The sequence below is a fragment of the Sorangium sp. So ce321 genome (assembly GCF_051530195.1).
Lineage (GTDB): Bacteria > Myxococcota_A > Polyangia > Polyangiales > Polyangiaceae > Sorangium.
Genome location: NZ_CP150329.1, coordinates 12,424,170 through 12,450,525, shown reverse-complemented (window position 1 = coordinate 12,450,525; position 26,356 = coordinate 12,424,170). Strand labels below are relative to the sequence as shown.

Here is a 26,356-nt window from a genome sequence, read left to right as displayed (position 1 = left end):
GACCGCGATGTCGTCCTCTAGGTCCAGCGCACGGGACGCCAGCAGATGCCTGATGGGATCGCTTGAGCTGGTGGACACCGGCAATTGCGGGGTGTCCGTCGTCCGCGGCCAGGAACGGCGCATCCGGAGCATCGAGACGAGTGCGCGCGGGAGCGAGCGGACACCTCGACCCGCAGCTCCCCATGCTGGTGATCGCCGCGCCGGCCGCGGCGCGCTTCGAGGCCAGGCGCGGGCCAGGCGCGCTGTCGCGCTCTCTTGCGCGCTGCCATGGCTGGGGGCAGACTGCGCTCGCGATGACTCCTGCGTTCCCGCGCCGCGCGCTGCTCAAGGCCGCCGCAAGCGCGGCGCTCTCCGGCGCGTTCGGCCTGCCGGCGCGCGCGCTCGCCGCGCCGGTCAAGGCGGCGGAGGACGAGTTCTTCCTCTTCATCCACGCGTCCGGCGGCTGGGACGTCACGCTGTGGGCCGACCCGCGGAACGAGGGCAAGGGGCTGGTCGACCCGGCGACGACCGACAACACCGACACGGCGCCGCTCCGCCTCTGGGTCGACGCGCCCGGGCCCGACGGCGCGAAGACGTTCGCGCTGGTGCGGCCGCAGGGCTCGAGCCTCGCGTTCGGCCCCGGCATCGGCGCCCTCGCGGAGCTGTACGACCGGCTCTGCATCGTCAACGGGCTGGCCATGAACACCGTCAGCCACCCCGACGGCACCGCCTTCGCGACCACGGGGAGGCACCTCAGCGGCGGCCGCACCACGTCGTCGAGCGTCGACGCGATCTGCGCCAGCGAGCTCGGCGCGGGCCAGACGTTCCCCATCGTCTCGGTGCAGTTCCCCTCGGCGGTCGTGGGCGATCGCCTCGATCGCCGCGCCGCCCCGCTCATGGTGGCGGACATCGGCACGGTCAGCCGCTCGCTCTACCGCGCGAAGCCGTACGACACCGACGAGGACCGCGCCGCGGTGACAGCGCTCCTCTCCGAGGAGGCCAGGTCGCTCGCCGCGCGCTCCCTCCACGCCGACACCCTGAACGGCTTCGCGCTCCAGTCGGAAGGGCTCGGCCGGATGCTCGAGGCAGGGCTCCAGGACGTGTTCTCCAGGGGCAAGCTCGTCAAGGCGCACCCGGAGTTCAACCACGCGGCGCGGTTCGCCAAACAAGCCGCCGTCAACGCCGCGTTCGCGCTCGAGGCGATGCGGCGGAACGTGGTCCGCTGCGTGAGCTTCGCCAGCATCGGGTTCGACACGCACACGAGCAACTACCGCCAGCACGCGGCCACGCAGCAGGAGCTCTTCGACCTCATCGCCGCCCTCGTCCGCTCGCTCGACGGGACGCCGCACCCGACCCGGTCCGGCAAGAAGCTCTCGGATCACACGCACATCCTCGTGACGAGCGACTTCTGCCGCACGCCGCAGATCAACACGGCGATGGGCCGCGACCACTACCCGAACAACTCGGCGATGGTGATCTCCCCCCGGTTCCGCGGGAACTTCTCGTTCGGCAAGACCGACGCGGAGCAGCTCCTGCCGGCCCCGGCCAAGGCGTTCCAGGGCGGGCCGAGGCCGATCGCCCCGCCGGATCTGCTCGCCACCTTCCTGTTCGCCTTCGGCATCTCGCCGCGCGACCACCTGCGCGACGGCGAGGTGGTGCCGGAGCTGCTCCGGCAATCGTGAAGCTCCTGCGCCGAGCGGCGTCCCTCACCGCGCTCGCGGCGGCGTCCCTCGCCGCGCTCGCGCCGCCCCTCGCCGCCCTCGCGGCGGCATCCCTCACCGCGCTCGCGCCGCCCCTCGCCGCGCTCGCGCTCGCCGGCTGCGCCGCGCCGGCCGCGGGGCCGCTCCCGCAGCTCGCCGTGCGCCCTGTCGCGTGGCCTGCCCCGGGCGAGCTCGGCCCCGTCCGCGCGCTCGCAGACGACGGACGCCGCGTCGTGCTGTTCCACGACGGCGCCGCGGCGATCTTCGTGGACGGCGCGCTCGCCCGGGTCGACCGCGCGCCCCACCGCTGGGAGAGCGCCGCGGCGCTCCCCGCGCCCGACGGCCACGGCACGTGGATCGTCGGCGTCGACGCCGAGGGGCGGCTGCTCAGGCTGCCCGGCGAGGGGTCGTTCGAGCTCGTCTCCGACCGCTACGGCCTCGAGCGCGCCGCGGTCCGCGCCGCGCTCGGCCTCGGCGGGGGCGGCGCCGCCTTCGCGCTGGACGGCGAGCTCGCGGTGGCGGACGGCGCGCTCGTCACGCGCTACGCGACCGGGCCGCTCGCGGCGTTCGCGGCGGGCGGCGGGCGCGTGGCCTTCGCGCCCGGCGGCGACGGGCTGCGCGCGCTCGACGTCGCCACGAGGGCGCTGCGCGCGTACCCGCTGCCGGACGGCCCCGCGCCGCTCCTCGCCGTCACCGGCGCGGGCGCGCTGCTCGCGGCGACGCCGGCGGCGCTCTACGAGGAGGACGGCGCCGGCGTGCTGCGCCTCCGGCTGCAGGCGAGCGCCGCGCTCCACGGGCTCGCCGTCTCCGGCGACCGCGTGTGGTTCGCCGACGGCGACGAGCTCGGCGTGCTCGACGAGGCCGGCGCGCGCGAGACCCGCGGCGCGCGCCTCCCGCGGGACGGCAGGCTCATCGGCTCGCCGGGCGGCGACGTCTGGCTGCTCGCCTCGGGCGCCCTCCGGCGCTTCGCCGCGGCCGAGGGCGACGCCGGGCCCGCCTGGGACGAGCTCTCGCCCGTGTTCGCCCGCGCGTGCGCCCCGTGCCACCTCCCGCGCGGCGAGGGCGGCGTCGACCTCTCCACGGGCGCGGCGTGGACGTCGCTCCGGGACTCCATCGCGCGCCGGGTCATCGAGGAGCGGACCATGCCGCCCCAGGGGCACGCGCTGTCCGAGGCTGATCGCGCGCGGATCCGCGCGTTCGTCGAGCGCGTGAGCCCGGCCCGGCGGCCGTGAGGTGCGCGGCCGTCGCCGCGGCGCGCCCGTCTTGCGCTACCCTGGGGCACCACCGCGAGAGGAGAGCTGCCTGATGATGTCGTTCAGCCCTGATCCACGCGTCGCTGAGCAGCAGATGCACGCCATCATCTACTATCTCACGGGGTTCGGGTACATCGACGGCGAGCTCGACGCGACCGAGAAGTCCTTCATCCGCGGCTACATCCAGGAGCTCGTGGGGCAGCGCGCGCGCGACGCCCTCGGCGACGAGGCCCAGGCGAACCAGGACGTCGTCGCGCGCTGGACCGGGCACTTCCACGAGGTGTTCGCCGAGGTCGACCACCAGATCCAGAGCCTCTTCACCGAGAGCGTCGCCGAGGGCGAGGACCCGAGGGACTTCGTCCTCGCCAAGATCAAGCTCCGCTGCTTCGAGCTGCTCGACGGCTTTGACGAGGAGAGCCGCGAGTCGCTGCTCGCGATCGTCGACGGGCTCATGCTCGCCGACGGCGTCGTCCACCCGAACGAGCAGCGGTTCCGCGACGAGCTCTTCGCCCTGCTCGCGAACCCGACCGAGATCGACGACGTGGACATCGAGCCCGTCGAGCAGGGCGCGGTGGTGATCGACCCGGCCACGCGCAAGAAGGCGCGCGAGGTCGACCACCCGTTCTTCAAGGCGTTCGAGTGGGACTACGCGAGCGACCCGGCCACGTTCGCGGAGCAGGCCAAGGTCGATCTCGACCTGATGCGCAGGTTCGAGGCGAAGCTCGAGGAGCAGCGCGCGCGCGGCGCCGGCCGGCTCGACGGCGCGGCGGATTTCGCGGGCTTCGCCGGGCAGCCGCCGTTCCTCGACGGCCACGTCTACGTCGCCTCGCCGGACCCCGCGGAGGAGGTCGAGCTCCTCGTCGTCGGCGACCTGCACGGCTGCTACTCGTGCCTCAAGGCGGCGCTGATGCAGGCGGACTTCTTCGCCAAGGTGCAGGCCCACCGCGAGGACCCGGCGCACAACCCGCGGATCATGCTCGTGTTCCTGGGCGACTACATCGACCGCGGCAGGTTCAGCTACAACGGCATCCTGCGCACGGTGATGCAGCTCTTCCTCGCCGCGCCCGACAACGTCTTCGTGCTCCGCGGCAACCACGAGTACTACGTCGAGCTGAACGGCCGCGTGCTCGCGCCGGTGCGGCCCTCCGAGGCGATGAGCTCGCTCGCGGCCATCGCGCCGAACGAGGTGTTCGCGGCGTACATGCGCCTGTTCGAGGCGCTCCCCAACATGCTCGTCTTCGACCGCATCCTCTTCGTCCACGCGGGGATCCCCCGCGACGACACCATCGCCGCGAAGTGGCGGTCCATCTCCTCGCTCAACGACCCCGAGATCCGGTTCCAGATGCTCTGGAGCGACCCCAGCGAGGTCGACGCGATCCCCCCGGAGCTCCAGCGGGCGACCGCGCGCTTCCCGTTCGGCAAGCGGCAGTTCAAGAGCTTCATGCAGAAGCTCGGCTGTACCACGCTGATCCGCGGCCACGAGCGCATCTCGGAGGGCTTCCGCGTCGTCCACGACGACCCCGACGGCGTGCTCCTCACGCTGTTCTCCGCCGGCGGGAAGACCAACGACGACCTGCCGCCGAACAGCAACTACCGCGAGGTGACGCCGATGGCGCTCACCATTCGTTACAAGGGGGGAGTGAGTCAACTCACGCCCTTCGTGATCGAGTACGAGCGGTACAACGATCCCAAGTACAACTCGTTCTTCCGCGAGCAGCTCCCGCCGCTCGCGGTCACCGCGTGATCACCGCGTGACGGGCGCGATCATCGCATGACGAGCGCGCGGCCCTGACGCGCCGGCCCCGATCGTCCGCCAGGTCGCAGGTGGGATGACGTCGCCCACGCGAAGGCCGCGGGCCGGCGGGGCGCCGCACCTCGACGACGTCGTCACGGTGTGCCGCGCCGCCTGGCACACAACGGCCCGACGCGCTGTCGAAACCTCCAGGATCCCCGCAGGATCCGCGGCCCCGTCCGCCGGCAGCCGAGGGCACGGCGGTTGCAAACACTCTCGTATGCATCGGCGCTTGGCTCTCGGTCTTGGCTTGCTTACCTCCCTTCTGCTCGCAGCGGGCTGCGGTGCGAGGGTGGACAACGAGGGTGGCGCGGGCGGCGGGGGCGCTGGCGGCGGCGGCCCGGTCGCGGGCTCGGTGGTGGGAAGCGGCAGCGGCCCGGTCCCGGGCAGCGGCACCGGCTCGGTGGTGGGAAGCGGCAGCGGCCCGGTCGCGGGCAGCGGCACCGGCGGCGGTGAATTGCCCGCCCGGTGCAAGCTGCCGCGCGAAATCGGGGACTGCGACGCGGCGATCCCGAGCTACTGGCACGACCCGAGCACCGGCGTCTGCAAGCCGTTCACGTATGGCGGCTGCGGGGGCAACGAGAACCGGTTCGAGTCGCTCGCGGCGTGCCAGGACGCCTGTCAGGGCGGCGTCCCCGACATGGATGCCTGCGAGGCGCCGGCCGACTGCGTCCTTGTTTCGCCGGGCTGCTGTGCCGCCTGCGACCCTGTGGACGCCCGCGCGTTCGTCGCCGTCCACCGCGCCACGGCCGAGGATTACCGGGAGTCCACCGGGTGCATGGGTGTCGCGTGCGGACCGTGCCCGGACGTCGGCGCGACCGAGCACACCTCCCAGTACTTCACCGCCGCGTGCGAAAGCGGGCGCTGCGTCGTCGTCGACGTGCGCGAGTCGCCGCTGACGCAATGCTCGGACGACGCGGAGTGCGTCCTGCGCGACGGCCTCGGGTGCTGCGAGGGGTGCGACGGGATGGACATCGTCGCCCTCAACCAGAGCGCGGACATCCGAGGGCTGGTCTGCCCCGACGACTTCGGCGCGTGCCCTCCCTGCGCGCCCGTGGTTCCGCCCGGGATGACGGCGGTGTGCTCGGAGGGCAGGTGTCGGCCCGAGCTGTCCGCGGGGCCGTGAAGGCCAGCGTCGCCTGCATGCGCCATCAGGCGCTGTCACCCGAGCCGTGAGCAAGGCTCTCCCCGGCACACACAGACGGCGTCTCCCCGTCCGCAGCGCGTCACCAGCGCGCGCTGTCGCTGCGGTCGAACGAGTCCGGCGCGGACGAGAAAAGCCGCCGCGCGCGCTCGCCTCGCGTTGACGGTCGGCGCTCGTCGCCGATAGCCTGTTGCTGAAGCGCTTGTACATTCTTTCTTTTCGACCTCTTCGCGAAGGGAGCTGCCCGTGAATCGAAGCACCCCGAGGATGCTGCTCGTGGCCCTCGCGCTCTCGAGCGCGGCCGCGTGCTCGGGAACAGACGGAGACCAGGGCGGATCGAGCTCGGGCGACGGTCCTGGTCCCGGTCCCGGTCCCGGCACCGACGTCCAGTGCGCGCCCGGCGCCACCGCGCCCGGCCCGATGCCGCGCCTGACGCGGCTCACGCACGCGCAGTACGACAACACGATCCGGGATCTCCTCGGCAAGGACATGAAGGCCTCGGCGGCGTTCCTCGCGGACCCGGCGTTCGAGGGGTTCACGAACAACGCCAGGGCGCTCACCGTCTCCGACCGCCTCGCCCGCGATTACCGCCGCGCCGCGGAGACGATCGCGGCAGACGCCGTCGCCGACCAGGCCGTGCTCGGCAAGATCGTGCCCTGCGCCCCGGAAGGCGACGGCGCCGCGTGCGCGCGCCAGCTCATCAAGGCGCTCGGCAAGCGCGTTTACAGGAGGCCGCTCTCGGCGGAGCAGGAGGAGGCCTATGTCGCCGCCTACGCCCGAGGCAACGGCCTCTTCGAGTCGGGCACGCCGTTCGAGCAGGGCGTCCGCCACGTCCTCGAGGTGATGCTCCAGTCGCCGCATTTCCTCTACCGCGTCGAGCTCAGCGAGGAGCTCGACGGCGAGCAGGTCATCCCGCTCGACGGCTACGAGGTAGCGACCCGGCTCTCGTACCTGCTCTGGAACAGCCTGCCTGACGACGCGCTCCTCGCGGCGGCGGAGGGCGGCGCGCTGGGCACGCCCGAGGGGATCGAGGCCGAGGCGCGGCGCATGCTCGCCGACGTCAAGGCGGTGAGCGCGCTCGACGACTTCCACCGCCAGTGGCTCCACATGAGCGGCTACGCGGATCTCTCGAAGGATCCCGCGCTCTACGAGGGCTTCGACGCCAGCGTCTCCTCGGCGATGCTGGCCGAGACGCAGGAGTTCATCCGGCACGTCGTCCTCGAGATGGAGGGCGACTACCGGACGCTGATGACCGCGCCCGTCGGGTTCGTGAACGACAAGCTCGCCCCGATCTACGGCGTGGAGGGGTCGTTCACGAGCGAGCTCGTCGAGACGCCGCTCGACCCGGGCGAGCGCGCGGGGCTCCTCACGCAGGCCGGCTTCCTGAGCTCGCACGCGTTCTTCAACAAGACCTCGCCGATCCACCGCGGCGTGTTCATCCAGCGCCAGATCCTCTGCGCGGACCTCCCGGACCCGCCGGCGAACATCAACACGGAGCTGCCGCCCATCCAGGGCGAGATCAGGACGACGCGCGACCAGGTGGAGGCGCACACGTCCCCGAAGGCGTGCAGCGATTGCCACGGCATGATCAACCCGCCGGGCTTCGCGTTCGAGCACTTCGACGCTGTCGGCCGGTACCGCGCCGACGAGGACGGCGAGCCGATCGACGCGACCGGCACGATGCAGGTCGGGGAGACCGAGCTCCGCTTCGACGGCGCCATCGATCTCGTGAAGCAGCTCGCGGAGAGCCCTGTCGCAGAGCGGTGCTATCTGACGAACTGGTACCGTTACGGCAACGCCCGCCAGCTCTCGCGCGAGGACGCGTGCACGATCGAGGACCTCGACGCGAAGCTCGCCGGGGGCGGATACAACATCAAGGAGCTGCTCGTCGCGCTCACGCAGACGAGGACGTTCAGGTATCGAGCGGTGGAAGAGGTGGAGCAATGAAGCGCAGAACGTTCTTGCGGGGCGCGTGCGGGGTGATGCTCGGTCTCCCGTTCCTCGAGTCGCTCGAGCCGCGCGACGCCAAGGCGGATCCGGCGAGCGCGACGCGCCGGTTCATCGCCTTCTTCATGTGCAACGGCGTGAACATGGACCGGTTCTTCCCGGGCACGCAGTACGGCGCGCTGACGGCCGCGTCGTTCGGGGCCGAGCGGGCGATAGCGCCCCTCGCCGGGCACCGGGACAGGCTCCTGATCCCGCGGGGCATTCACATGGCGCCGCGCGGCTTCGGGTGGGACCCCAGCGCGGGCGACGATCACGCGAAGGGGATGGGCTGCAAGCTCACGGCGCAGCCGCTCGTCCAGGGCAGCCAGTACGCCGCGGGGATCTCGCTCGATCAGTTCATCGCGAACAAGGTCAACCCGCCGGGCACGCCCGCGCTCACGCTGATGGTCGGCGCGAAGACGCCGAACGTGCGCGGGCACATCTCCTACAGCGGCAGCGAGCAGCCCGTCTCCGGCGAGAACAACCCGTGGCTCGCGTACCAGGACCTGATCGGCGTGACGAACCTCGACGAGGAGGCGCTCGTGCGGCTGACGAAGCGCCGCCAGAGCGTGCTCGACCTGGTCGGGGCCGAGTACGAGGGCCTGCTCAAGAAGAAGCTCAGCAAGGCCGATCGCGAGAAGCTCGAGATGCACTTCCAGACCGTGCGCGACCTCGAGGTGGGCATGGACAACGCGGGGGTCATCCCGCGCGAGCTCCCGCCGGAGCGGGTGACGGAGATCGAGGGGATCAACCCGGACACGGTGTCGTTCGACGCCGAGTTCAAGAAGATCGGCCGCATGCAGATGGACATCCTCGCGCTGGCGATCGCGACCGGCGCGACGCGGTCGGCGACGCTGCAGTGGGGCTCGGGCGCGCACGGGCCCATCTTCAAGTGGGACGGGATGAGCCACGAGTACAACCACCACAAGCTGTCTCACGGGAACACGAAGGACGACGACTCCGGGAGCGCCGTGGACGGCTACGAGGAGATGCTCTTCAACATCGATCGCTGGTTCATCGGCGAGTATGGCTATCTGCTCGACCGGCTCGCGGGCTACGACGAGGGCGGGACGTCCGTGCTCGACAACAGCGCTGTCGTGTTCATGAACGAGCTCTCCAACGGCAAGGTCCACGACTTCCGCGACCTGCCGTACATCATCGCGGGGAGCTGCGGCGGCTACCTCAAGACGGGGCAGTACATCAAGGTGACGCGGCAGTCGAACACCGTGCAGGACGAGGACGCGCCCCACAACAAGCTGCTCACGACGCTCGCGAACGCCGTCGGCTGCACCGAGGAGGGCGGGGGGCCGATCACGAACTTCGGCGCCTTCGGCGAGCCCGGCGAGTTCGACCAGCTCAAGGCATGAGCCGCTGATCTCCCGGACAGGGGTCTCCGGCGCGACGGTCCATCGCGCGCCGCGCCGGAGCGCCGCGCTGCTGGCACATCCCCTGCTATCCCGCCTCGTCCTCAAAGGAGCGCTGCCCTTTTATGACGAAGCAACCTTCCCGAAGAACGTTCCTTCATGCTGTGGGTGCAGGCGTCGCGCTCAGCGCGTGTGCAGGAGGCGCGCAGGTGGGGCAAAACGCCACATCCGCGAGCGGGGGCTCCCAGGAGCCTCCCCAGGGGCCCGCGCCAGGCGCGCCGGGGGAGAAGGACATCGAGCTGCCGGCCGGCGGGGTGATGCCGACACGGCCCCTCGGGCGGACCGGCGTGAACGTCAGCCTCGTCGGCCTCGGCGGCTACCACATGGCGGTCCCGAAGGACGAGCAGGAGAGCATTCGACTCGTCCGCTTCGCGCTCGATCACGGCATCAACTTCCTCGACAACTGCTGGGATTACCACGACGGCAAGAGCGAGGAGCGGATGGGCAAGGCGCTCCAGGAAGGGTACCGCCAGAAGGCCTTCCTGATGACCAAGCTCGACGGCCGCACGCGCGCCTCCGCGGAGGCGCAGCTCGAGCAGTCGCTCCGCCGGCTGCGCACCGACGTCATCGATCTCGTGCAGATGCACGAGATCATCCGGATGAGCGATCCCGAGCAGATCTACGGGCCCGGCGGCGCCATGGAGGCGCTGGTCGCCGCGAAGAAAGCCGGCAAGATCCGGTTCATCGGCTTCACCGGGCACAAGGACCCTGACATCCACCTGGCCATGCTGCAGATGGCCGAGCGCCAGGGGATCCCGCTCGACGCCGTGCAGATGCCGCTCAACGTGATGGATCCTCATTACCGCAGCTTCGAGAAGAAGGTCCTCCCGGTGCTGACCGAGCGGGGCATCGGGGTGCTCGGGATGAAGCCGTTCGCCAGCGGGGAGATCGCGAAGACGGGCGTCGTCTCGCCGATCGACTGCCTGCATTACCCCATGAGCCTGCCGACATCGGTGGTCATCACCGGCTGCGACACGATGGGTGTCCTCAAGCAGGCGCTCAAGGCGGCGTACACGTTCCAGCCGCTCAGCAGCGAGCGCGTCTCCGCGATCCTCGCGCGCACCGCCGAGCTCGGGGCCACCGGGAAGCACGAGCAGTTCAAGACCTCGGAGCGCTTCGACGGCACGACCAAGAATCCCCACTGGCTGACGACCGCCGAGGTCTGATCGGCGCGGGGGGCTGGTCCCCATGTCGCCGAGGTCAGGTCTCCTTCCCTGGTTGCGCGAGAGGCCTCGCCGAGTCGCCTGGCCCCCGGAGAGCGTGTTCTCCTGGGACCGATTTCCGCTGACAACGCGAACGAATGAGGAATTCTCAGCCCGCGATCCCCACGGCCGACATCATCAAAGGCCGCTCGAGTCCAGGGGAGCCGAGCGGCCTCGGTGCGCGGACACCCGCCGCGAGCCGCCTTGTTACCACCCCAAAGCTTCGATCATCTTCTCACCATAACGCGTGCCCATGAGAACAACGGACGCATGATCGAAGTGGTACTGATCCATGACGTTGGTCCCCTGCTGAGTGATCCAGTATCCCTCAGGCAACATGTCGGCCGCCTGGTGCACGAGGTTGTTATGACCGCCGCAACATCCGCCCGCGGGGAGCTCTCCAAGAATGAAGGGAACGTCATAGTCGGCCCCCCAGGCTTCTTTCACCTCGTTATAGAGCTGAACGACCTTGCCGGGCCATGAGCTCTGGCCGCTGTCGGATTCACCCTGGTGGAAGATAATGCCAGCGAAGCGCGCATTCTCAGCCATCTTCGCTTTGGCGATCTTGTTCAAGATCATCTGATGATGTGTGCCACCAGAGATGAACGTGTTGATCGACTCACCGCTCTCAGCAGTAGCGACCAACCCGATCGTATCCCCCTCAGCCAGCTTTCCGAGCAGGGTCTTGCCGAACCATATGCCCGGGTCGACGGAGGTCGACAGGTTCCATCCTTTTTCACCGGGGCAATCACTGAGCGGCGGGTTGGCCAAGTTCCACTGTCCGGCCGGCTGATTGCATCCGCCGAGGACCTTGAGCCGCTCGTCAGAATTTTGGTCACTGTCCTGTTTGTCTGCGACACCAGCCATATTCGACTGGCCCATGAGCATGAAGATGTGAAACGTCGGACCTGAGCTAGGCGCGCCACCGGTGCCTGCCCCGCTGCTACCCGATCCGGTCCCTCCCGTGGCGCCACCTCCAGTTCCAGCGTTCGTGCTGCCTGTCGCGGCGCCTCCGGTCCCCGCGCTCGTGCTGCCTGTCGCGGCGCCTCCGGTTCCAGCGCTCGTGCCACCCGTCGAGGCGCCTCCGGTTCCCGAACTGGCCCCTCCGGTGTTGTCGTTCTCACCGGTCGCGCCGGACGAGGCGGACTCGCCACAACCGGACGCAGCGATGATGAAGAGAAATGGGAGGAGCAGGAATCTAGGCGTGCCTCGGATGGTGCGGTTCATCTCGGTCATGGTGTTACCTCGTCGCGCCGGGGCGCGATCTTGAAGAGAATGGCGGAATTAGTAGGCCGGCGTCGCGATGCCGGTGCGGCGAACCTCGCCCGCAAAGAGCTAAGCGCCGGGGCCTAGCCTATCGCATCTTGGGAGCTTGGCTTCCAGGATTCGGCTCTAGGACAACACAAGGAGAAGACCGTGACACTGGACCATTTCATCGTCGACGGCGTTCGTTCTTCCTGCGCCTCAAGCGCCGACCGATCCTTTTGAAGCGAAGCGGTTTTATGGTACTGGACCGCGGAAATTTGAAATGGACGCGTCGCGTAGGCAACGCAGGGGACCCATCACGAGGCAGCCGCGCTGCGTCGCGAAATTGGCTAGCCTCTCGGAGTCCGCCGCGGCCTGGGTGCGCGGCATTTCGTCTCCAGCCGCTCCTTGTCGCGCCATGAGTCGGCGTCGATGTCGAGGACGTGGCACTGCTGGGCGAAGCGGTCGACCAGCGCCCCGAGGCACGGCGCATCTCCAAACACCGTACCCCACTGCTTGTAGGAGAGATTGGTCGTGATCACGACGGAGCGGCTCTCGTGCCTCTTGCTGAGGTCGGCAACCAAGGCGGCCCGGGGTAACGGATCGGCCGACGCGAGAGTTCCAGGCCCGAGCCTCGCCGGCTGGGCCCGGGTTGGGTCCATGCCCTCCGAACGGGTGCGATCCGTCGTCACGCCTCCCCGGAATGCCGGCGGATCCCGCGCCCGCGGATCGCGCCGGTTCGCCACTGCAAACTCGTCCCTTGGGCTTCTTCCCTGGTGCCGGGGAGCGCAGAGCAGAAATATGAACCATTTCAATCACTTCGTCTTGCTCCGCCGCCGGGACCTCGTGGTTTGGCCCAACGAATAGGCGTTTGCGGGACTGCGGCACCCGGAGCCGCGCCGTCGCCCTCGGGGACGAGGTGACGGATCGAGTCGTTCACGAGGCGATCGGCCGACTGATCTGCCCGGCGCCGTTGCGGACGACACGTTCCCATGATGCCTAGCCCTCGCCCCCGGTGGTAACGTGGGCGACATGGGTCACGCACGCTGCTTCCTCGCCGCAGCCCTGATCCCCGCGGCCGCTGCGGTCATCGCAGCGTGCGGCGGGCCGATCGAAGGCCCCGAGGGCTCCTCGCAGACCGTGGGCTCGAGCGGGAGCGGCGCCGGCGGCGCGAGCACCGGCAGCACAGAGGCCGGCGGCGCGGGCACCGAAGGTACGGGGGCTGCGGGCGCTGGGGTCGGCGGAGCTGGGGCCGGCGGCAGCTGCATTCCCTTCTCCGAACCGCCGGGAGCCGAGTGTTCGCCGAGCTTGCAGTGCAAGAGCACAGCGATGTCGTGCGTGTGCAGCGGCACGGACACGCTCTGCTCCTCGTCCCAGACCGGTCAGCAGAACGACGTGCACCCGCCGAAATCCCCCCCACCCGAGGGCGGCTGCTGCGACACCGAGGGCCTGGTCTGCGGCTACGAGACCTGTGGGCCGATCTGCCGGTGCACGAACGGCGCGTGGTCGTGCCAGGCGCCCGACGTCTGCCCGCCGTTCGAGTGCCCGGCCGATCCCTCGCTGCTCGACGGCCAGCGCTGCGAACAGTTCCTTGGGCAGGTCTGCGCTCGATGCTCCCCGCCCTGGAGCTGCACCTGCGAGCTCCAGCCCACGGGGGCTGCCCTGTGGGAGTGCGTCGAGATCCCGTGCTGAGCGGCCGCTCCGGCGGCCGGCACCCGACGTCGACCCGGGGGGCAGCTCGCGAAGGGCGTGAAAACGCGGACCAACAATCGCACCGGCCGGATGATCAGCACCAAGGGCGAGGCCGCGATGGCGTTCTAAGGCACGAACACCTAGGCCGACCCCAGAGGGGCGTCTGGCGAGCGCTCAACGATGTCCGTGTCAGGTGCCCCATGAGCGTGGACTTCGCGCCGCTCTCCGACGACGAGACGCGCGTCGAGTGGCGCATGATCAGCCGCAATCAGCGGTGGTGGTTTCGCTGGCTTGTGGTCCCACTCCTGCGCCGCGTGATGCGCGGCCGAGCGCGCGACGGACTGCGTAAGCTGAGCGAGAACCTGGAGCGCGAGCCGTCGTGAATGCGCTCGACGCGGCAGTTCCGGCGCGGCACTGGCGGCTCGCGCCCGAGGGTGAGGCTCAGTCCCGGCGGCTCGCCCGCAAGTTGCTCGATTTCCAGCCGTTCAGGCTGGTGTGCAGCCGAGAACCCAAGGCGCTCCGCACGGCGGAGATCGTCGCGGAGGAGCTCTCCCTGCCGGTCGCTCGGCAAGCCGGGCTCGAGGAGTTCGACCGCCCCGCGCTGCCGCTGCTCTCCGCGGCCGAGCACGCTTTACTCAACGCCCCGATCTTCGCCGACCCGGCGCGGCGTGTGCTCGGGGAGGAGTGCGGCGCCGGCGCTCTCGAGCGCTTCCGCGCGGCGCTAGCGGCGGCTCTCGCCGACACCCCGGAGGACCACCACCTCGTGGCCGTGACGCACGGTACGGTGATTGCGCTGATGGTCGCGGCGCATAACCGCGTCGATGGGTTCAAGCTCTGGCGGCGGCTCGCGTGCCCCTCCCTGGTGGTTCTGGGGCTGCCGGAGCTGGAGCTGCTCGAGGTTCTCGATCAGGTGACCTGAGCGGGTGACCTGAGCCGCCCTCATGGCTCAGAATTCATGGCTCAGAAGCCGAAGGTCGGATCCCGCTCGGAAGGGCCCTTGTTGGAGGGCGCCGGAGAGGCCCGCCGGGGCGGGGGAGGCGCCGGGGGGCGCGCCGGCCTCGACGCGCCCCGCGCGGCGCCTGTGGAGGGCGCTGCCGGGGGCGTGGCTGCACCGGCGGCGGCGGACGAGGAAGCGGCGGGGAGGGCGCTCGCGGGCGGCGGAGCGGGCTCCTGGGCGGCCGGCGAGGGCGGCGGAGCGGGGTCCTGCGGGACGGGCGAGGGCGACGGAGCGGACTCCGGGGCGCCGGGCGAAGGCATCGCCGCCGGCGCGGCGGGCGCTTCCGGTACCGGCGAACGAAGCAGGACGACGGCGGCGACGCCCGCCCCGAGCGTCAGCGCGCCGGCGACCACCGCGATGAGCGCCCGGGCCGAGGAGCGACGGTCCGCTTGCGGGGGCAGGGCGCCTCCCACGGCCTCCAGCGTGCCACCTGCCGCGAGCGTGCCGCCCGGGCCATGGACTCCGCCCGGGCCCGGGATCGACATGCGGCCTGCGACCACCGTCCCGCCTGCGACCACCGTGCCCCCGGCGGCCGGCGCGTCATCCAGGGCCACGGTGCCGCCCCGGAAGACCGGCGCGCTGCCCTGAGCCGCTGGCGCGCCATCCGAGCCCGGCGCGCTGCCGTGGGCGGGCGCGCCCGAGCCTGGCGCGCTGCCGTGGGCCGCCATCGCGCCACCCGAGCCCGGCGCGCTGCCGTGGGCCGCCATCGCGCCACCCAAGCCCGGCGCGCTGCCGTGGGCCGCCATCGCGCCACCCAAGCCCGGCGCGCTGCCGTGGGCCGCCATCGCGCCATCCAAGCCCGGCGCGCTGCCGTGGGCCGCCCGCGCGCCGCCCAAGCCCGGCGCGCTGCCGTGGTGCATCGCGCCGGCCTGGGCCAGCGCGCCGCCCTGGGCCATCGCGCCGGCCTGGGCCATCGCGACCGAGGAGTCCATCGCGCCGCGCGGCTCCGGGAGCGGCGTGCGCTGCACCGCCGCGGCGAACGCCCGGGCGAGCTCGCTCGCGCTCTGGAACCGCTCCGCGGGCTCGCGCTTGAGCGCGCGCTCGAGGAACTGATCCAGCTCGGGCCAGAGATCCGGCGCGAGCTGCGACGGGACCGGGATGTCTCCCGTGCAGATCTCCACGAGCACGTCGCCGAGCTCCTCGCCCGGGAAGGGCAGCTGGCCGGTGATGCACTGGAAGATGATCACGCCGAGCGACCAGAGATCGCTGCGGTAGTCGATCGTCTTGCTCCGGCGCACCTGCTCGGGGCTCATGTAGTGCGGCGAGCCGATGAGCGTGCCCGTCTTCGTCGCGTCGGCGACCAGCGCGGTGCCGGTCGACTTGGCGACGCCGAAGTCGAGGATCTTGACGATCTCCTCGCCCTGGCGCGCGATGAAGATGTTCGCGGGCTTGAGGTCGCGGTGGATGAGCCCCACCTCGTGCGCGCGACGGAGCGCCTTGCACACCTGGCCGATGATGCCCAGCGTCTCGGCCGGCTCGAGGCGGCCGCGGCGCTTGAGGTACGCCGCGAGGTCCTCGCCCTCGAGGAGCTCCATCGCGAGGTAGGGCGTGTCGCCCTCGAGCCCGTAGTCGTAGACGTGGACCACGTTGGGCGTCCGGAGCTGGGCAGACGCCTTCGCCTCGCGCTCGAACCGCGCCCGCGCGACCGGGGAGTCGGCGTGCTGCGGCATCATGAACTTGATCGCGACCTCGACCTCCAGCTGGAGGTGCCGGGCTACCCAGAGGAAGCCCATGGCGCCGCCCGCCAGCGGCCGCTCCAGGCGATACTTGCCACCCACGACGCTCCCGGCCTCAAGCGACAGCATGCGATCGAGCCTTCCGCGTCCCAGCGTCCTTGCGTCCGGGCCTCCGGGGTCTAGCAGAGGCGGGGCCCAGTGTCGCGGTTCTTACAACCACAGGCATCTCGCCTCATCATGCCACGGCCGCGGTGACGCGACGAAGGCCGAGCGCGAGCGGTCCGCTGTCGCATCTTCTGCTCCGCTCCTCCGCCCTCCGCGTCCTCCGTGCCCCCCGCGCGCGCCCGGAGCTCCCGTGCACACCCCGCCGCGGCAAGGCAACGGACGAGCCCGTCCAGCCGCAAGGCGCCGAGCGCGCGCTTCCCGCCGCGCCGGGGAGTCTTTGCTGGATCCGGTACTAAGCTGCGCGCGGCATGGCCGACGCCTCTGCGATCACCGCCGTCCTGGGCCCGACCAACACCGGCAAGACCCACCGCGCCATCGAGCGCATGCTCTCGCACGACTCGGGCATGATCGGCCTGCCCCTGCGGCTGCTCGCGCGCGAGGTCTACGACCGGGTGACCACCCGGGTCGGCGAGGCCCGCGTCGCGCTCGTGACCGGCGAGGAGAAGCGCGTCCCGCGGCGGCCGGACTACTGGGTGTGCACCGTCGAGGCGATGCCGATCGACCTGGAGGTCGACTTCCTCGCCATCGACGAGATCCAGCTCGCGGGGCACGACCAGCGCGGCCACGTGTTCACCGAGCGGCTGCTCCTCTCGCGCGGGCGGCGCGAGACATGGTTCCTCGGCGCCGACACGATGCGACCCCTCATGTCCGAGCTCGTGCCGACCGCGAAGCTCGTCCAGCACCCGCGGCTCTCGCGCCTCGCGAGCGCCGGCACCGGCAAGCTCTCGCGGCTGCCGCCCCGCAGCGCCGTCGTCGCCTTCTCGACCCCGCAGGTCTACGAGATCGCCGAGCGGCTGCGCGCGCAGCGGGGCGGCGCGGCGGTCGTGCTCGGCGCGCTCTCGCCGCGCACGCGCAACGCGCAGGTCGCGATGTTCCAGTCGGGCGAGGTCGACTACCTCGTCGCCACCGACGCGATCGGCATGGGGCTCAACCTCGACGTGCGCCACGTCGCGTTCGCGGCGCTGCGCAAGTTCGACGGGCGCGACGTGCGCGACCTCGACCCCGCCGAGCTCGCGCAGATCGCCGGCCGCGCGGGCAGGCACCTCACGGACGGGACCTTCGGCACGGTCGCCCCGCTGGCGCTCCCCGACGGCATCGCCGCGGCGATCGAGGCGCACCGCTTCCCCCCGCTGCGGCGGCTGCTCTGGCGGAGCAGCGAGCTCGATCGGAGCTCGATCGACGCGCTCCTCGCGTCGCTGCGGGAGCCGCCACGCGTCCGCAGCCTGAAGCTCGTCCGCGACGCCGAGGACACCGCCGCCCTGGCGCGGCTCGCCGAGGACCCGGAGATCCGCGCCCGCGCGCGGGGTGAAGCGGCGGTGGGGCTGCTCTGGGACGTCTGCCGCATCCCCGACTTCCGCAAGCTCCTGTTCGAGTCGCACGTCGCGCTCCTCGCCGAGGTCTACGGGCAGCTCTCGGGCCCGAAGGCGGCCCTCGACACGGACTGGATGGCCGCCCGGGTGGCCGAGATCGACGACGTGGGCGGCGACATCGACACGCTGATCACGCGGATCGCGTCGATCCGGACGTGGACCTACATCTCGAACCACGCGCGCTGGGTCCGCGACGCGGCCGCGTGGCAGGACCGCACGCGCGCGATCGAGGACCGCCTGAGCGACGCGCTCCACGAGCGGCTGGTGCAGCGCTTCGTCGAGCGGGGCGGCGGCGCGGCGCGGGGCGCTCGGTCTTCGGGCGCGCGCCCCGCGCCGCGCCGGGCCGAGGCGGAGGAGCCGGTGAGCGTGCCCGAGGGGCACCCGTTCGCGCGCATCGCGGCGCTGCGGGCCCTGCTCGCGCCGGGGCCGGCGGCGCCCGCGCCCGAGGACGACCGGGCGCGGTGGGTCGAGTCGATCGTGGGGGCGCCGCACGAGCGCTTCTCCGTCGACGCGGCGGGGCGGATCCACGACGGCGATCAGCTGCTCGGGCAGCTCGCGCGGGGCCCGGCGCTGCTCCTGCCCGACGTGCGGCTCGCGGCGCTCGAGGACGTCGGCCCGGGGGCGCGGTCGCGGGTCCTGCGGCGGCTGGTGGCGTTCGCGCGCGACCTCGTCGAGGAGCTGCTCGGGCCGCTGCGGTCGCCGGCGGTGCGCGCGCTCCCCGGGGCCGCGCGCGGCATCGTCTACCAGCTCGAGCAGGGGCTCGGGACGGCGGCGGCGCGCGAGGCCTGGGAGCAGGTCGCGGAGCTCGCGCCGGAGGACCGCGCGCTGCTCAAGGCGCACGGCATCGAGGTGGGCGAGCGCGTGATCTACGTGCAGCAGCTGCTCCGGCGCGGCGCGCTGGAGCGCCGGCTCGCGCTGTGCGCGGCCTGGTTCGACCGCGGCCGCGTGCCCGCGTGCCCGGCGCCCGGCGCCGTGTCGGTGCCCGTCGCGCGCGGCGTGGACCCGAGGGCGTACGCGGCGATCGGCTATCCGGTGTTCGGCACGCGAGCGATCCGCGCCGACGTGGCCGAGCGCGTCCACCGGGCGCTCGTGAGCGGCGAGCCGGCGGCGCGGCTCTCGAGCTGGATGGGGTGCCCGGCGCGGGAGGCGCCGCAGGTGGCCGCGTCGCTGCTCGGGTAGGCGAGGAGGGGCTCTCTGGCACGGCGAGCGGCGCGCGCCCGGTGAAGAGGCCTCCCGGTCGCCTGTGGGGGAGCTGAGCTACGGATAGGCCGGCTCCGGGGGGCTCCCCGCCGGCGTCCGCGGCGCGGCGACGGTGAGATAGCCGATGAGCGCGTCCGAGATCGCCCGCCGGAGGCCGCCCTCCTCGACGCCCGGAGGCGGATCGAGGGCCGCTGCGTGGACGAGCTCCTCGAACATGCGCAGGACCACGTAGGTGGCGAGCTCGAGATCCGGCTGCGCGATCTCCGCGCTGTGGCGCGACAGGAGCTGCCGCGTGCTGTCGAAGACCGCCTGGCTCGCGGCGCTCAGCGCGCGCCGTTGCTCCAGCGTCGGGAGGTCGGCGTGGAGGAGCCGCTGTAGCCGCGGCTCCGTTCGATGGACCTCGAGGCCCCTGGCGACGAGCACCTCCGTCGCCTCCCTCAGCGAGGCGCCGCCGTCCACCGCGCCGACCTGCTCGAGGAGCCGGAGCATCTGCCGCACGTGGCGCTCGTGCAGCGCGGTGACGAGGGCGTCCTTGTTCGGGAAGTACTGGTACACCGACCCGACGCTCACGCCCGCGATCCTGGCGATCCGGTTCGTGTTCGCCCCGTCGTAGCCATGCTCGTCGAAAACGCGAGCTGCGGCCTCGACGATGGTCTCGACGAGGAAGCGCGAGCGCGCCTGGCGAGGCTCTTTGCGCGGCGTCTGTGGTCGCTTCGTCGTCTGTCTTCCCAACGCGAGTCTCCGCGGTCCGCCGGATGGCCCAGACTGGCGGCTCATGATCACCTCCGACGCCTCCCCGCGCAATCTGCTCCCGCCGGTTCTCTTTCTCCTCGTGGCCGCGGCCATGGGGCTCGCGCACGCCCTCTTGCCGCGCCCGTCGGTGCTCCCGGAGCCGTACCGCCCGATCGGCCTCCTGCTCCTCGCGATCGGGGTCACCGTGGCGATCGCGGCCCGCCTGCAGTTCGCGCGGGCCGCGACGGAGATCAACACCTTCGCCGAGCCCACGCGGCTCGTGACCGACGGGCTGTTCCGGTGGTCCAGGAACCCGATGTACCTCGGGATGGGCCTCGCCGCCGTCGGCGTGGCGACGCTGAGCGGCGCCGCCGCGGCGTTCCTGCTCGCGGGCGCCTTCGTCGCCCTCGTCGACCGCTGGTACATCGCGTTCGAAGAGCGGCGGCTCCGCGCCCGGTTCGGCGCTGCCTACGAGACCTACGCGCGGTCGACGCGGCGCTGGGTCTGACGGCCCGCGTCGCCGGAGTCGCCCGGACGCCCTCGCCGTGCGCGCGTGGACGCCGCGCCCGATCCGAGCACAGGGAGGAGGCAAAACGCCCCTGGGCCGACAGGCTGTCCCCAGGGCCCCTCCGCGGACTCGGCGCGTCCATCGAGCTCTCCTACGCACGCGGCTCCGCTCTGGCGAGGCCCGTCCACCAGCCGCTCGAGAGGGCGAGCGCGATCCAGCCCTGCAAGTTCGCGCGCAGCCGCGCTGCCTCCGCCGCCGTACAGCCCGCCTCGACGGCGGCGAGGGCTTGCCCGAACGTCAGCTCCCGGCAGCGCTCGAGCAGGCGGGCGAACAGCGGATCCACGGAGGTCGTGGTCGTGCCGGCCGCGCTCCGGGCGAAGACCCAGGTTCGCGTCGATGGGTGGCGACGTATCGCCTCCGGTGCGCCCTCGTCCAGGTCGCCCCCCGCGAGGCGCGAGAAGCGGGCGAGATCCCAGTCCTCGTAGGTCAGCGTGCAGGAAACCGCGAAGCGCAGCCGGCCCTCGGCGAGCCCGGTGAGCTCCTCCGGCGTCGGTCGCCAGAGCCCCTCGAACGGCGACCCGAAGGCGTGCCGCTCCGCTTCGTCCATGTGGAGCGCCTGGCGGACCATGTCGCGCGGGGCCCGGGAGAGCTCGACCCGCCGGGACCACTCGTCTTCTTCGTGTTCGCGCGCCGGGCGCTCCGGTCGGCGACCGCGGCTCGCCTCGTCGAGGCGCTGCAGCGCGCGATCGAGGCGCGCGGCGAACCCGCGGGCCACCTCGTCGAGGTCGAAATGACGGGGCGGGCGCGCGGCGAGGTGGAGCGCGGCGAGGTGGTTGAAGTGCCAGTAGCCCATGGCCCGCGACACGCGCGGGAAGCTCGTCTGCAGGGCGGTGAACAGCCGCATCCAGTACTGGCGGTGGTAGAGCGCGAGCCGCTCCGCCGGAGCGGGGCCCCCGGGGCCGCTCCTCAGCTCCGCCACGAGCCGCGCCGGATACCGCTCCTGCCGCTCCCGGAAGACCCCCGTGCCCGAGTCGAGCGGCGCGCGGAGGACGGCGGTGAAGTCGCGCTGGAGCTCTCGCAGCCAGCGCGGAGGACCCCCGCCGCCCGGGCTCACGGAGACCGCACCCGCCGCGCCTTGTCGAGCTCCGAGAGCGCCACGGACAGGGGCGGGATCTCCGCGTCCCACTCGAGGAGCGTCGGGAAAGGGCCGCCCCGGCGCCACGCCTCCTCGTAGAGAGACCACACCTCGTCGCACACAGGACGATCGTGCGTGTCGTGCCGCAGGCCCGACGGCAGCCTCTGGTGGCCGGCCAGGTGGACCTGCAAGACCCGGTTCCATGGCACGCTGTCGAGGTACTCGCGCGGATCGAACCCGTGGTTCTCGCTGGAGACGAACACGTTGTTGAGGTCCAGCATGTACCAGCACCCGGACTCTTCCACCACGCGGCGGTAGAACTCCCACTCCGGCAGCGTGTCGCGCTCCCAGGCGACGTAGGAAGACAGGTTCTCGATCCCGAAGGGGACGCCGAGGGCCTCCTGGACCTCGAACGCCCGGCCGGCGGCGTAGGGGATCAGCTCAGGATCATGGGGCGCCGGCAAGAGGTCGTGGTGCGTCACGCCCTCGAACGCCGTCCAGCAGAGGTGATCCGTGAAGTATGGAATGCGGAGCTCCTGGATCAGGTCCTTCAGCCGGGACAGGTAATCTCGGTCGAGGGCGCCTTCGCCAAGCAGGTTCAGGGAGACGCCGTGGGCGACGATCGGATAGCGCTCGGCGACGCGCCGGAGCCGCTCCCGGGGGAGCTTCGACGCGCCGAGGTAGTTCTCGGCGATGATCTCGAAGAAGCCGAGCCGGGGCCGGAGCCGCTCGATCTCGTCATGGTGCGGCGGACGCAGCCCGAGGCCGAGCGCGTCTCGCGCGACCGCGCGCTCGGCTGGCGTCCGATCGTCGGCGGGAGCTCGCGGCGCGCTCATGGGCCGGCTAGTTGCCCGGGTCGATCGGATCGGCTGGCGGCACCTGCTCGAAGCTCTCGCCCTCCGGCGTCAGGGTGCGCAGGTGCGCGATGAGCCCGTCCATCTCGGCGCGCGAGAGGAGGTGATAGGCGCCGGGCATGTTCGAGTAGGCGGTGCCCTCGGAGGCGACCCCGTCGATCCCGAACGCGATCACGGACTGCAGGTACAGGTCGGAGCGGCGGTCCCAGAAGTCGGCGACGAACTCGCTCACGTCCTCGCCGGGCGGCACCTGCACGGTGAACGTGCCCTCCGGGCCGGAGTGGCAGTGATTGCACCCCGCGGCCGCGAACGACGCCGGTCCGTCGCGATCCTGGTCCTCGGCGGTCTCCACGCAGCTCCAGCCCGCGCAGCCGTTCACGGCGCGGCAGGAGTGGTCGTAGATCTCGTTCCATGTCTGGTAGACCATGCCGCGGCAGCTGTTCGTGCCGGCGCAGGACGCGTGGACCTGGACCACGCCGGGGCGCGCGTCGCCCATGAGCATGGCGGACTCGGCGCACGCCGCCGAGAACTCGTCGAAGGAGATCTGGCCGTCGCCGTCCGCGTCCATGAGCGCGACAGCGTCGACCAGATCGGGGCCCGGCTCGCCGCTCCACACCAGCGTCTTGGGCGGCGCGTCGGCCCCGTCGCAGTCCGAGTCGATGGAGTCGAGGTTCCTCTCCTCGGCGCCGGGGTAAATGGTGTTGTTGAAGTCGTCGCAGTCGCCTGCGCGCGCGGTGACGCCGTCCCTGTCGCTGTCGCGGTCCTCGTCGCCCACGGGCTGGCCGCCCGCGCCCGCCGTGCCGGAGCCGCCGTCTCCGGAGGACTCCGCGCCGGAGCCGCCGTCCCCGGCGGGCGACTCCGCGCCGGAGCCGCCGTCTCCGGCGGGCGGCTCCGCGCAGGGGGGCGAGCTGTTGTCGTCGTCGCCGCAGGCCGGAGCGAAGGCGGCGAAGCTGGCCAGCGCCAGCGCGAACAGCGTTGATTCCGGGGATTTTTTCATGCTCATCGTCCTGTCTGCGAGAGGCCGCGCCGAACGCGCGCCCGCCAGTTGCTCGGCGCAGGACTCTATCCATGGCTGCCGCGCGTGGAACATGCGGCAAGTTGTCGCACGTACATGCGTGGATGAGTTGTCGACAAGATCGAGCGATGTTACGACCGACGGCCGATCCGGCGGAGCGTTCTGCCGCCGTCCGGGCGCGGATGGCCGGGCCGGATCCGGGTGAAGAGGCCGAGCGCAGGGAAGCAAGAAGCAACGAGACGGGTACCAGGGGAGAGGGAGAGGGGCGACGGATGACGCGCAGGCTTCGTGATGTGCTCGGGATGGGCTGCGCCGCGGCAGCGACGCTCGCGGCGGGGCAGGCGATCGCCATGCCGCCGCCGCCCGGTCCCGAGGCGCAGGCGTCGCCGGCGCCTCGGCCTGCCGAGGCTCCTCCCGCAGCCTCGACCCCGGCGACCCCGCCGCCGCCGGCCGCCCCGCCGGCCGGCGCGTGGGACGCGCCGCCGCCCGGGTATCCGCCGCCTCCTCCCGGGTGGACGTGGAGCCCGGTCCCGTGGCGGCCCGAGGCGACCGCCGGGCGCGGCGAGCAGCCCGCGACGAAGACCGTGTGGTACGGCTGGCAGCACCTCCTCGTGGCGCTAGGGAGCCTCGTCATCTTGCCCGTGGGCGCCGGTTCCGAGTCCGGGGCGCTCATCATGGTGGGCATCGGCGGCTTCGCGCTCGGCGGCCCGGTCACGCACTGGGCCAACGGGAACGTCGGCAAGGGCTTCATCAGCCTCGGCCTCAACGCCGGCGGCGCGTTCGGCGGCAGCATGATCGGGGTGGCCATTGGCAGCTCCGGCGACGGGTGGGAGGCGCTCGGCGGCTTCCTCGTCGGCGGCGCCCTCGGCCTGTTCGCGGCCAACATCGTCGACATCGCCGCCTTCGAGTACGAGGAGCGCGGGACGGCCGAGAGCTACGACTACATCCGCGTCCGCTCCCCGCGCCTGCGGCTCGCGCCCCAGGTCGGCCTCGCGCCGGGCGGCGCCACCTTCGGCCTCGGCGGCGCCTTCTGAGCGGACCGCCCCGCGCCTCGCCCTCCGCTTCGGCCTGGCCCGGCGGCGGCGGGGGTGTAGCATCCGCGCGTGTTCATTCCGAAATCAGGTGTACGACGGCTCGCGCTCGCCGCGCTCGCCGCGCTCGCCGCGTGCGGCGGCGCCGACCGGCAGGATCCCCAGTTCGCGGATTCGCCCTCGGTCCCGCTCCCCGGGCCGCCCGGCGCCGCGCCGCTCGACGCCCCCGGCGGCGAGCCCGAGGAGCTGCCCGGCGTCGACACGGCCGAGCTCGTCCGCCGTGAGCGCCACACCTGGTGGCAGCTCGTCTCGCAGCTCTACGCGCCCTGCTCCGATCAGGCGGTGTCGCTCGCGCAGTGTGTCCGCGAGTCGCGGCCGTGCGCGGCCTGCGTGCCCGCCGCGCAGCTCGTCGCCGACAAGATCCGCGGCGGCGCGAGCGGCGCCGAGGCGCAGGCCGCGTACGGCGTGAGGTTCGGTCCGAACGTGAAGAAGATCGACCTCGCCGACTCGCCCTCTCGCGGGCCGGAGCGCGCGCCGGTCCAGATCGTCGTGTGGTCGGACTTCGAGTGTCCCTCCTGCGGGCGCGCGGTCCCGCTCCTCGACGAGATCTTCGAGCGCCACGCGCCGGACGTCCGGCTGGTCCACAAGGTCTACCCGCTGCGGTCGCACGCCCACGCCGAGCCCGCGGCGCGCGCCGCCGTCGCGGCGCACAACCAGGGCCGCTACTGGCAGATGGAGCGCCTCCTGTTCGAGAACCAGGCGCGGCTCGAGGAGAAGGATCTGCTCGGCTATGCGCAGAGGATCGGCCTCGACATGGCCCGGTTCCGCGCCGACATGGCCAGCGAGGCCGCCGCGAAGGTGATCGCGCGCGACAAGGCCGAGGCCGACCGCGCCGGGCTCAACGGGACGCCGTTCATCGTCGTCAATGGACGGGAGTTCGATCTGGCGCTGTTCAGCCTGCAGGGGGAGCTCGATCGGTGGATCGAGACCGAGCTCGCGATCTTCAAGGCGAGCGGGGGGGCGGCGCCCGGCGCCGGCGCGCGGGCCGGCGCGGAGTAGAGCCCTGCCGGGCCCCTCGTTCGGGGTGCTGGACGGAGCTGGGGGCAGAAAGCGAACGCGCACCGGCTCCCCCTCCGCCGCTCGCGCGCCGGTGGCGGGCGTTTGCCGACGAGGCGGCGCGCGCACGCGCCTCAGCCCCTCCGCCGTCGGCGCCGGGCCTTCCCGGCCGGCGCGGGGGCCCCGGCGTCGCGGCCGCCGCGCCGCAGCGCTTCCCAGAGCGCCTGCGCGACCACGCCGTGCGGTCGGTCACGGCGACGCATCGCGAACAGCTCCATGACATGGGCGTCGAACTCGGGCACCTGCAAGCTCACCAGCTCGCCCGCCGCGAGCGCATCGGCGGCCACGTGCTCGGGCAGCCCGCCCCAGCCCATGCCCGCGAGGATGACCTCCCTCTTCGCCGCGACGTCGGTGACGCTCCAGCGGAGGCCGCCCTCCAGCACGTTCAGCGACGGCGAGGCGCTCCCCGTCGCGCTGTCGCGCAGGATGATCTGCGCGTGCGCCCGCAGCAGCGCCGGCGGGATCGGCGTGCCGCAGGTGGCCACCGGGTGATCGAAGCGCGCCACCGGGAGCACGCGCACGTCGCAGAAGGGCGCCATCTCCACCTCGGACGCGTCGATCCCGAGCCGCGTGGCGACGGCGAGATCGGCGCGGCGCTCGCTCAGCGCGTCGGCGGCGCCCGCCAGCCGCTCGGTGCCGAGCTCGATGCGGACCAGCGGATAACGCGCCTGCACCCCGCGGAAGATGTCCATGATCGGCCCGAGCGGCGTCACCGCGTCGACGGCGAGCCGCACGATCGGCTCCACCTTGCCCGAGAGCCGCATGCCGAAGCTCCGCAGCGCCTCGGTGCTCTCGATGACCGCCGCCGCGCGCTCGTGGAACAGGCGGCCGGCATCGGTGAGCGTGGCGCGGTACTCCCGGCGATCGAACAGCTCGACCCCGAGCTCACCCTCCAGGTTGCGCACCAGCTTGCTCACCGCCGGCTGTGATTTGTGCAGCCGCGCGGACGCAGCGCTGAACGAGCCCTCGCCCGCGACGGCGAGGAAGGCGACGAGCTGATCGTAGGTCATGGCGGCGCGCGCAGGGTCCATAACTGGAGGTTATGGAGTCCATCGAAACATACCACTTTCTTGTTCCGGG

22 protein-coding genes are annotated in these 26,356 nt (G+C 72.1%); 14 read left to right on the top strand and 8 right to left on the bottom strand.

The window, feature by feature from the left end:
* Positions 1-140: 140 nt before the first annotated feature.
* The 7 genes from WME89_RS46215 to WME89_RS46185 all read left to right on the top strand — a co-directional run bounded on the left by WME89_RS46215 (position 141) and on the right by WME89_RS46185 (position 10,444).
* Positions 141-1,661, top strand: coding sequence for a DUF1501 domain-containing protein (locus WME89_RS46215; protein WP_438005925.1), 1,521 nt, complete (start codon positions 141-143; stop codon positions 1,659-1,661).
* Positions 1,658-2,911: a c-type cytochrome gene (locus tag WME89_RS46210; protein ID WP_438005924.1), complete on the top strand. Its 1,254-nt coding sequence runs from the start codon at positions 1,658-1,660 to the stop codon at positions 2,909-2,911. Before WME89_RS46215 ends, WME89_RS46210 begins: the two co-directional genes overlap by 4 nt.
* 73 nt (positions 2,912-2,984) lie before the next feature.
* Positions 2,985-4,676: a metallophosphoesterase gene (locus WME89_RS46205; RefSeq protein WP_438005923.1), complete on the top strand. Its 1,692-nt coding sequence runs from the start codon at positions 2,985-2,987 to the stop codon at positions 4,674-4,676.
* Positions 4,677-5,016: 340 nt separating this feature from the next.
* A complete protein-coding gene (locus tag WME89_RS46200; RefSeq protein ID WP_438005922.1) occupies positions 5,017-5,850 on the top strand; it encodes a BPTI/Kunitz domain-containing protein in 834 nt (277 codons plus the stop codon).
* A 264-nt stretch (positions 5,851-6,114) separates the two neighbouring features.
* Positions 6,115-7,815, top strand: coding sequence for a DUF1592 domain-containing protein (locus tag WME89_RS46195; protein ID WP_438005921.1), 1,701 nt, complete (start codon positions 6,115-6,117; stop codon positions 7,813-7,815).
* Complete coding sequence (locus WME89_RS46190; RefSeq protein WP_438005920.1) at positions 7,812-9,221, top strand: DUF1552 domain-containing protein; 1,410 nt, start codon at positions 7,812-7,814, stop codon at positions 9,219-9,221. Before WME89_RS46195 ends, WME89_RS46190 begins: the two co-directional genes overlap by 4 nt.
* A gap of 206 nt (positions 9,222-9,427) precedes the next feature.
* Positions 9,428-10,444, top strand: coding sequence for an aldo/keto reductase (locus WME89_RS46185; protein WP_438005919.1), 1,017 nt, complete (start codon positions 9,428-9,430; stop codon positions 10,442-10,444).
* Between the two features lie 243 nt (positions 10,445-10,687).
* Here the strand turns inward: WME89_RS46185 and WME89_RS46180 are convergent, their stop codons facing one another.
* Positions 10,688-11,716, bottom strand: coding sequence for a sialate O-acetylesterase (locus WME89_RS46180; protein ID WP_438005918.1), 1,029 nt, complete (start codon positions 11,714-11,716; stop codon positions 10,688-10,690).
* Positions 11,717-12,075: 359 nt separating this feature from the next.
* The gene (locus WME89_RS46175; RefSeq protein WP_438005917.1) at positions 12,076-12,387 is read right to left on the bottom strand and encodes an ATP-binding protein; all 312 of its coding nucleotides are present in this window, start codon (positions 12,385-12,387) and stop codon (positions 12,076-12,078) included.
* Between the two features lie 370 nt (positions 12,388-12,757).
* Here WME89_RS46175 and WME89_RS46170 point away from each other — a divergent pair, with 370 nt between their 5' ends.
* From WME89_RS46170 to WME89_RS46160, 3 genes are all read left to right on the top strand, one after another.
* Positions 12,758-13,417 carry a hypothetical protein gene (locus tag WME89_RS46170; protein ID WP_438005916.1) on the top strand — a complete coding sequence of 220 codons (660 nt, stop codon included), beginning with the start codon at positions 12,758-12,760 and terminating at the stop codon, positions 13,415-13,417.
* Between the two features lie 206 nt (positions 13,418-13,623).
* A complete protein-coding gene (locus tag WME89_RS46165) occupies positions 13,624-13,800 on the top strand; it encodes a hypothetical protein (RefSeq protein WP_438005915.1) in 177 nt (58 codons plus the stop codon).
* Positions 13,797-14,336: a histidine phosphatase family protein gene (locus WME89_RS46160; RefSeq protein WP_438005914.1), complete on the top strand. Its 540-nt coding sequence runs from the start codon at positions 13,797-13,799 to the stop codon at positions 14,334-14,336. Before WME89_RS46165 ends, WME89_RS46160 begins: the two co-directional genes overlap by 4 nt.
* 41 nt (positions 14,337-14,377) lie before the next feature.
* On the opposite strand, the gene WME89_RS46155 is transcribed toward WME89_RS46160, so the two are convergent.
* Complete coding sequence (locus WME89_RS46155; protein ID WP_438005913.1) at positions 14,378-16,219, bottom strand: protein kinase domain-containing protein; 1,842 nt, start codon at positions 16,217-16,219, stop codon at positions 14,378-14,380.
* Between the two features lie 344 nt (positions 16,220-16,563).
* Between WME89_RS46155 and WME89_RS46150 the strand changes: the two genes are divergently transcribed.
* The gene (locus tag WME89_RS46150) at positions 16,564-18,864 is read left to right on the top strand and encodes a helicase-related protein (RefSeq protein ID WP_438005912.1); all 2,301 of its coding nucleotides are present in this window, start codon (positions 16,564-16,566) and stop codon (positions 18,862-18,864) included.
* 78 nt (positions 18,865-18,942) lie between these two features.
* On the opposite strand, the gene WME89_RS46145 is transcribed toward WME89_RS46150, so the two are convergent.
* A complete protein-coding gene (locus WME89_RS46145) occupies positions 18,943-19,617 on the bottom strand; it encodes a TetR/AcrR family transcriptional regulator (protein WP_438005911.1) in 675 nt (224 codons plus the stop codon).
* 43 nt (positions 19,618-19,660) lie between these two features.
* Here WME89_RS46145 and WME89_RS46140 point away from each other — a divergent pair, with 43 nt between their 5' ends.
* Entirely contained in the window at positions 19,661-20,125 is a 465-nt protein-coding gene (locus tag WME89_RS46140; protein WP_438005910.1) for a methyltransferase family protein, read from the top strand.
* A gap of 151 nt (positions 20,126-20,276) precedes the next feature.
* Here the strand turns inward: WME89_RS46140 and WME89_RS46135 are convergent, their stop codons facing one another.
* From WME89_RS46135 to WME89_RS46125, 3 genes are read right to left on the bottom strand one after another with little or no spacing between them, the layout of a single operon-like run.
* On the bottom strand, positions 20,277-21,239 hold the full coding sequence (locus WME89_RS46135) for an HvfC/BufC N-terminal domain-containing protein (RefSeq protein WP_438005909.1): 963 nt from the start codon (positions 21,237-21,239) through the stop codon (positions 20,277-20,279).
* On the bottom strand, positions 21,236-22,096 hold the full coding sequence (locus WME89_RS46130) for a DUF692 domain-containing protein (protein WP_438005908.1): 861 nt from the start codon (positions 22,094-22,096) through the stop codon (positions 21,236-21,238). Before WME89_RS46130 ends, WME89_RS46135 begins: the two co-directional genes overlap by 4 nt.
* Before the next feature lie 7 nt (positions 22,097-22,103).
* The gene (locus tag WME89_RS46125; protein WP_438005907.1) at positions 22,104-23,111 is read right to left on the bottom strand and encodes a MopE-related protein; all 1,008 of its coding nucleotides are present in this window, start codon (positions 23,109-23,111) and stop codon (positions 22,104-22,106) included.
* Between the two features lie 290 nt (positions 23,112-23,401).
* Between WME89_RS46125 and WME89_RS46120 the strand changes: the two genes are divergently transcribed.
* Together WME89_RS46120 and WME89_RS46115 are read left to right on the top strand one after the other, a co-directional pair.
* Positions 23,402-24,163: a hypothetical protein gene (locus WME89_RS46120; protein WP_438005906.1), complete on the top strand. Its 762-nt coding sequence runs from the start codon at positions 23,402-23,404 to the stop codon at positions 24,161-24,163.
* Positions 24,164-24,232: 69 nt separating this feature from the next.
* Positions 24,233-25,219 (top strand): DsbA family protein, encoded by a 987-nt coding sequence (locus tag WME89_RS46115; protein WP_438005905.1) that lies wholly within the window; start codon positions 24,233-24,235, stop codon positions 25,217-25,219.
* Between the two features lie 131 nt (positions 25,220-25,350).
* Here WME89_RS46115 and WME89_RS46110 read toward each other — a convergent pair whose 3' ends face one another.
* The gene (locus WME89_RS46110) at positions 25,351-26,307 is read right to left on the bottom strand and encodes a LysR family transcriptional regulator (protein ID WP_438005904.1); all 957 of its coding nucleotides are present in this window, start codon (positions 26,305-26,307) and stop codon (positions 25,351-25,353) included.
* Between the last annotated feature and the right edge of the window lie 49 nt (positions 26,308-26,356).